Origin of the sequence: Sphingomonas sp. (assembly GCF_040398505.1) — a bacterium.
In the GTDB taxonomy this organism is placed as follows: Bacteria; Pseudomonadota; Alphaproteobacteria; order Sphingomonadales; family Sphingomonadaceae; genus Sphingomonas.
In genome coordinates this window covers 1-5,383 of the sequence record NZ_JBBATX010000147.1, presented here as the reverse complement: position 1 = coordinate 5,383, position 5,383 = coordinate 1, and the positions used below count along the sequence as shown (strand labels likewise).

Below are 5,383 nucleotides of genomic sequence, written 5' to 3'. Positions count from 1 at the left end.
GTGCGCAACCCGCAGGCGCGCGCGGCGGCAAGGTCGCTATGGTGCGCGGCGACCAGGCACAGTTCCTCCGGCGCGATGCCGAGAATCTCCGCCGTCCCCAGATAGGCTTGCGGCAACGGTTTATAGACCCCGGTCGCTTCGGCCCCGAGGATCGCGTCCCAGGGTAGGCCACCGCGCCGCGCCATCTCCAGAATCAACGCGGCATTGCCGTTGGACAAAGTGACGAGCGGAAAGCGCGTCTTCAACCGTGTCAGCCCCGCAACCGCGTCGGGCCACGGATCAAGCCGACGCCACGCCATTGCCAGATTGGCGACCGCCGCATCGTCCGCGTGGACATCGTGCTGCGCCAACAGCGTAGCGAGCGTCTCACGATTGAGCAGATCGAGCCGGGTATAGCGGCGGCGCCCCGACCGGCATTCCTCCATCGCGGGCTGATACAAACCACGCCACGCATCGGCGAACGCGGCGGGATCAATCTCGCTCCGCCCGATTGCGCCGAAGAACGCCGCCGCTTCGCGCGCGATGCTGCTGCGCCAATCGACGACGGTGCCGAAGACGTCGAAGGCTAGAGCTTTGATCAGGCGACGATCTCGCGCAGTGCCGCCATCACGCCGCGCGTCTCCGCTTCGGTGCCGATCGTGATGCGCAGGCCATTGCCCAATCCCTGCCCGGGCAGCCAGCGCACGATATAGCCGCGTTCCATCAACGCCTTATACGCGCTCTCAGCGCTTACCGCGCCTTCGAACAGGACAAGCACGAAGTTCGCCGCACTTGGCACGGCGCGCAAGCCGGCATTGCCGAGCTTGGCGATCTCGTCATTGAACCACGCGCGCCACACGCGGTTATGCTCGCGCGAGGCGGCGATGAAATCGGCAGCCCCCAGCGCCGCGACCGCGGCTTCCTGCCCCGCAGTGGTGCAGCAGAACGGCGCGCGAATGCGGTGCATTGCTGCGATCGCGTGCGCAGAGCCATAGCCCCAGCCGATCCGCTCGGCGGCAAGGCCGTGAATCTTCGAGAAGGTCCGCGTGACGATTACGTTCGCCTGCGCGCGCGCGAGGTCGAGACCGCCGTCATCCTCCTCGGGCGTGAGATATTCGGCATAAGCCTGATCGAGCACCAGCATCACGTGCGGCGGCAAACCGGCGTGCAGCCGCGCGATCTCGCTCGCCGGGGCATAAGTGCCGGTCGGATTGTTGGGGTTGGCGACGAACACGATCCGGGTGCGATCGGTCACGGCGGCAAAGATCGCATCGACATCGGTCGCATGGTCGCGGTCGTCCGCGATCACCAGCGTCGCGCCAACGCGGCGAGTCGCAATTTCATAGACCGCGAAACCGTACCGCACCTGAATCACTTCATCGCCCGGCCCGGCATAGGCCCCGGCGACCAAGTGGAGGATTTCGTCCGATCCGGTGCCGTAAATCACGCGTGCGGGATCAAGATCGTGATGCGCCGCAATCGCTTCGCGCAGCACCGCCGCGCCCGCATCGGGATAGCGCGCAAGGTCGCCGACATGCGCGACGAACGCCGCCTCGGCTTGCGGGCTGGTGCCGAGCGGGTTTTCGTTCGACGACAATTTGACGACGGTCGCGCCGCTGTCGCTGGTTGACCGCCCCGGTACGTACGGGGCGATGTCCATGATCCACGATTTGGGTTGGGGTGCGTTCATGGGACGCGCTTAGCGGGGAAAGCGGGGCACTTCAAATGCTACTCCCCTCCCTGGAAGGGAGGGGAGGCGTCAGTTTACCCCCGTGGCCGCTTATGCCCGCCACCCGCACCGGCGGGGCGTAGCGTCGGACGTTCGTGCCGCACCGGCGCAGGCCCGTTGGCACGACGTCCGGCGCTGGGCCGCTCGGCATCGGCCGGGCCGCCCTGGACTTGCTCGAACTGGACAGCACCTTCGGCTTCCTCGCCAACGGTGCGCTTTATCGCCGCCATGAACTTGGCCGCGATGCCGCGCGGCACCTGGAACATCGTCTCGTTCGCGGCGATGCGGATCGCGCCGACTTCGTTCTTGGTGATGTGCCCGCGACGGCAGATCAGCGGCAGAATCCAGCGCGGATCGGCATTCTGGCGACGGCCAATATCCATGCGGAACCACACCGTATCGTCAAAGCCCTCGCGGTGATGCTCCTTGCCGGCCTCACGCGGCGATCCGCCGGCACTGCTGTGCTCGATCATTTCCTCGGGCGCCGGCATCCGCGCGCGATAGCTGCGCACCAATGCTGCCGCGATGTCCTCGGGGCTCTTCTTCTCGAGCAATTGCTGCGCCAAGGCGCGATCATCCTCGTCGACTTCAACGTCTTCCATCAGCATCGTCATCAGCCGCGATTTGTCGGCCTGGCGGATGTCGTCGACGGTCGGCGCGTTCATCCATTCGACGGCGATGCGCGCACCGCGCAGCATCATCTCGACGCGGCGCTTGCGCTGATACGGCACGATCAGGATCGCGGTGCCCTTCTTGCCCGCGCGGCCGGTGCGGCCCGAGCGATGCTGCAGCGTCTCGGCATCGCGCGGCAATTCGACGTGAACGACGAGGCTGAGCGACGGCAAATCGATCCCGCGCGCGGCGACATCGGTCGCCACGCACACCCGCGCGCGCTTGTCGCGCAGCGCCTGCATCGCGGCGTTGCGCTCGTTCTGGCTATGCTCGCCCGACAAGGCGACGGCGGCAAAACCGCGCTCGATCAGTCCGGCGTGGAGGTGGCGGACATTGTCGCGCGTCGCGCAGAACAGCATCGCCGTCTCCGCCTCATGCAAGCGCAGCAAATTGACCACGGCATTTTCGATATCGGCCGGCGCAACGGTCACCGCCTGATAGCTGATATCGCCATGGCCGCGATCCTCGCCGACGGTCGAGATGCGCAAGGCATCCTTCTGATAGCGCTTGGCGAGCGCGACGATCGACTTGGGCATCGTCGCCGAAAACATCAGCGTGCGGCGTTCGCCGGGCGACGCGTCGAGGATCAGCTCGAGATCTTCGCGAAAGCCCATGTCGAGCATCTCGTCGGCTTCGTCGAGAATCACCGCCTTGAGGTTCGACAGATCGAGCGCACCGCGTTCGATATGGTCGCGCAAGCGGCCCGGCGTGCCGACCACGATATGCGTGCCGTGCGCGAGGCTGCGGCGCTCGCGGCTGGCGTCCATGCCGCCGACACAGGTCGAAATGCGCGCGCCGACCTTGCCGTAGAGCCATTCGAGCTCGCGGCTGACTTGCAGCGCGAGTTCGCGCGTCGGCGCGATGGCGAGCGCCAGCGGCGCGCGCGGCGACGGAAGAAGGCCGTCCTCACCCAGCAATTGCGGCGCGATCGCGAGACCAAAGGCGACGGTCTTGCCCGAGCCGGTCTGCGCCGAAACGATCAGGTCGCGGCCTTCGGCCTCGGGCTGAATGACGGCGGCCTGAACCGGGGTGGGCGCGGCATAACCACGCGCGGATAATGCTTCGCCAAGAAGCGTGGGGAGGTGTGAAAAGGGCATGATATTCCGGATCTGGGGGCGGCGGGGGCGCGCGCCAACGCGTGCCCTTAGCACGGGTGCGCGGGAAATGCACGTGCGCCGCGAAGGCGATCAGATCGCCCGGTCGTTCGCCAATCGATCGGGCATTTCCAGCGTCATCTGCGCGATGTAACTCGAACGACTCTCCCCGGCCGCCCTTGCCATCGCATCGAGTCGCTTCAGCACGCGACGCGGCAGGGTGACGTTGACGCGTTCAATCGTGTCTTCGAACAATGCCACGTCTAACGTGATGACGCCAAAGCTCCATCCGGCGAACTGCGGGTCGAGCCGCAGTGTATCGAGGCTGCTCGCGCGCGGGATCGCGAGTCCGGCGTCGAGCGTCGCATCGATCCATGCCGCCGCAGCTTCCTCGGCTCCGGCGATCGCCTCGTCGAGCGTATCGCCCGCCGAAAAACACCCCGGCAAATCCGGTACTACGACGCCAAACGCAGTGGTGTCGTCACCCGGTTCGATCGCGATGGGATAGCGCATATGACCTCCTACACTCCCGCCTGTTTGCGGATCGCCGCAACCAGCCCGCGCCCCAGATCCTTCTTTGGATGCGGCACGACAATGTGGCCGCCGCGATCCGGATGGGTGAACACATGGTGCGAGCCGCGAACGCGATCGAGTACCCATCCTGCCGCTTTCAACTCACGGATGAGATCGGCACTTTTCATGAATGCGCATCATACACACTCAGCCGCAAAACGTCAATCGCGCGCAATTGCCATCCCCGCCGCCCAGCCGCTCGCCCAGGCCCATTGGAAATTGTAGCCGCCGAGCCAGCCCGTCACGTCAACCGCCTCGCCAATCGCGTACAGCCCCGGCACTTTCCGCGCTTCCATCGTCTGCGAGGAGAGTTCGGCGGTGGAAATGCCGCCCGCCGTCACCTCGGCCTTGGCGAAGCCTTCGGTGCCGTTGGGGGTGAAGCGCCAGTCGGCGAGTTGCGCCGCCGCCGCCGCGACGGCCTTGTCGGTGTGGGTGCCGAGTTCGCCGTCGATGCCGATGCGGTCGGCCAGCGTGTCGGCGAGCCGCGCGGGCAGATGGTTGCCGAGCGTATTGTCGAGTCGCGCACGCGGGCGGGCGTGCTTGACCGCGACGAGCCAGCCGGGGGCGAGATCGGGCAGGAAATCGATCCCGACCGGCTCGCCGTGCCGCCAATACGACGAGACTTGCAGAATCGCCGGGCCGCTCAGCCCCTTGTGCGTGAACAGCGCGGCCTCGCGGAATTGGGCCTTGCCCGCTTTCGCCACCACCTCGGCCGCGACGCCCGAGAGCGAGCGGAACAGCGTTTCGTCGCCACCCAGCGTCAGCGGCACCAAAGCGGGGCGCGGCTCGACCACTTTCAACCCGAATTTCCGGGCGAGATCATAAGCAAAACCGGTCGCGCCCATTTGCGGGATCGACGGGCCGCCGGTCGCGATGACGAGCGCCGGAGCGGTCGCGGTGCGATCGCCTGCCGTGACGCGATACTGTCCGTCCGCATGCTCCACGTCGCGGATCGGGTAGCCGAGCGCGATCTCCACCCCACCCCGGTCGCATTCATCCTGCAACAGCGCGACGATCTGCTTGGCTGAGCCGTCGCAGAACAATTGGCCGAGCGTCTTTTCGTGCCAGGCGATGCCGTGACGTTCAACCAGAGCGAGGAAATCCTGCGCGCTGTAACGGCCGAGCGCTGACTTGGCGAAGTGCGGATTGGCCGACAGGAAGCGATCCGCCGCGGTGTGGAGATTGGTGAAATTGCACCGCCCGCCGCCCGAAATGAGGATCTTCTTGCCGATCGCCTCGGCATGATCGACCAGCAAAACGCGCCGCCCGCGCTGCCCGGCGGTGAAGGCGCACATCAGGCCAGCGGCACCCGCGCCGAGGATGATGGTGTCGTAGG

6 protein-coding genes are annotated in these 5,383 nt (G+C 66.4%); all 6 read right to left on the bottom strand.

The features are described from left to right. The coding region (locus ABWP09_RS13390; RefSeq protein ID WP_353205621.1) for a haloacid dehalogenase type II at positions 1-524 on the bottom strand (524 nt) is incomplete at its 3' end. 53 nt (positions 525-577) lie between these two features. Further along, positions 578-1,669, bottom strand: coding sequence for a histidinol-phosphate transaminase (hisC, locus tag ABWP09_RS13385; protein ID WP_353205620.1), 1,092 nt, complete (start codon positions 1,667-1,669; stop codon positions 578-580). Positions 1,670-1,743: 74 nt separating this feature from the next. Continuing rightward, positions 1,744-3,477, bottom strand: a complete 1,734-nt coding sequence (locus tag ABWP09_RS13380; RefSeq protein WP_353205619.1) for a DEAD/DEAH box helicase — start codon at positions 3,475-3,477, stop codon at positions 1,744-1,746. Between the two features lie 90 nt (positions 3,478-3,567). After that, positions 3,568-3,987, bottom strand: coding sequence for a type II toxin-antitoxin system HicB family antitoxin (locus ABWP09_RS13375; protein WP_353205618.1), 420 nt, complete (start codon positions 3,985-3,987; stop codon positions 3,568-3,570). An 8-nt stretch (positions 3,988-3,995) separates the two neighbouring features. Then, positions 3,996-4,175: a type II toxin-antitoxin system HicA family toxin gene (locus tag ABWP09_RS13370; RefSeq protein WP_353205617.1), complete on the bottom strand. Its 180-nt coding sequence runs from the start codon at positions 4,173-4,175 to the stop codon at positions 3,996-3,998. Between the two features lie 33 nt (positions 4,176-4,208). Beyond that, a partial coding sequence (locus tag ABWP09_RS13365) for a BaiN/RdsA family NAD(P)/FAD-dependent oxidoreductase (protein WP_353205616.1) occupies positions 4,209-5,383 on the bottom strand: 1,175 nt, incomplete at its 5' end.

Bases quoted from the DNA above. Each gene is read 5' to 3' on its own strand.
- hisC (WP_353205620.1), bottom strand. From the start codon at position 1,669: ATGAACGCACCCCAACCCAAATCGTGGATCATGGACATCGCCCCGTAC.
- ABWP09_RS13380 (WP_353205619.1), bottom strand. From the start codon at position 3,477: ATGCCCTTTTCACACCTCCCCACGCTTCTTGGCGAAGCATTATCCGCG.
- ABWP09_RS13375 (WP_353205618.1), bottom strand. From the start codon at position 3,987: ATGCGCTATCCCATCGCGATCGAACCGGGTGACGACACCACTGCGTTT.
- ABWP09_RS13370 (WP_353205617.1), bottom strand. From the start codon at position 4,175: ATGAAAAGTGCCGATCTCATCCGTGAGTTGAAAGCGGCAGGATGGGTA.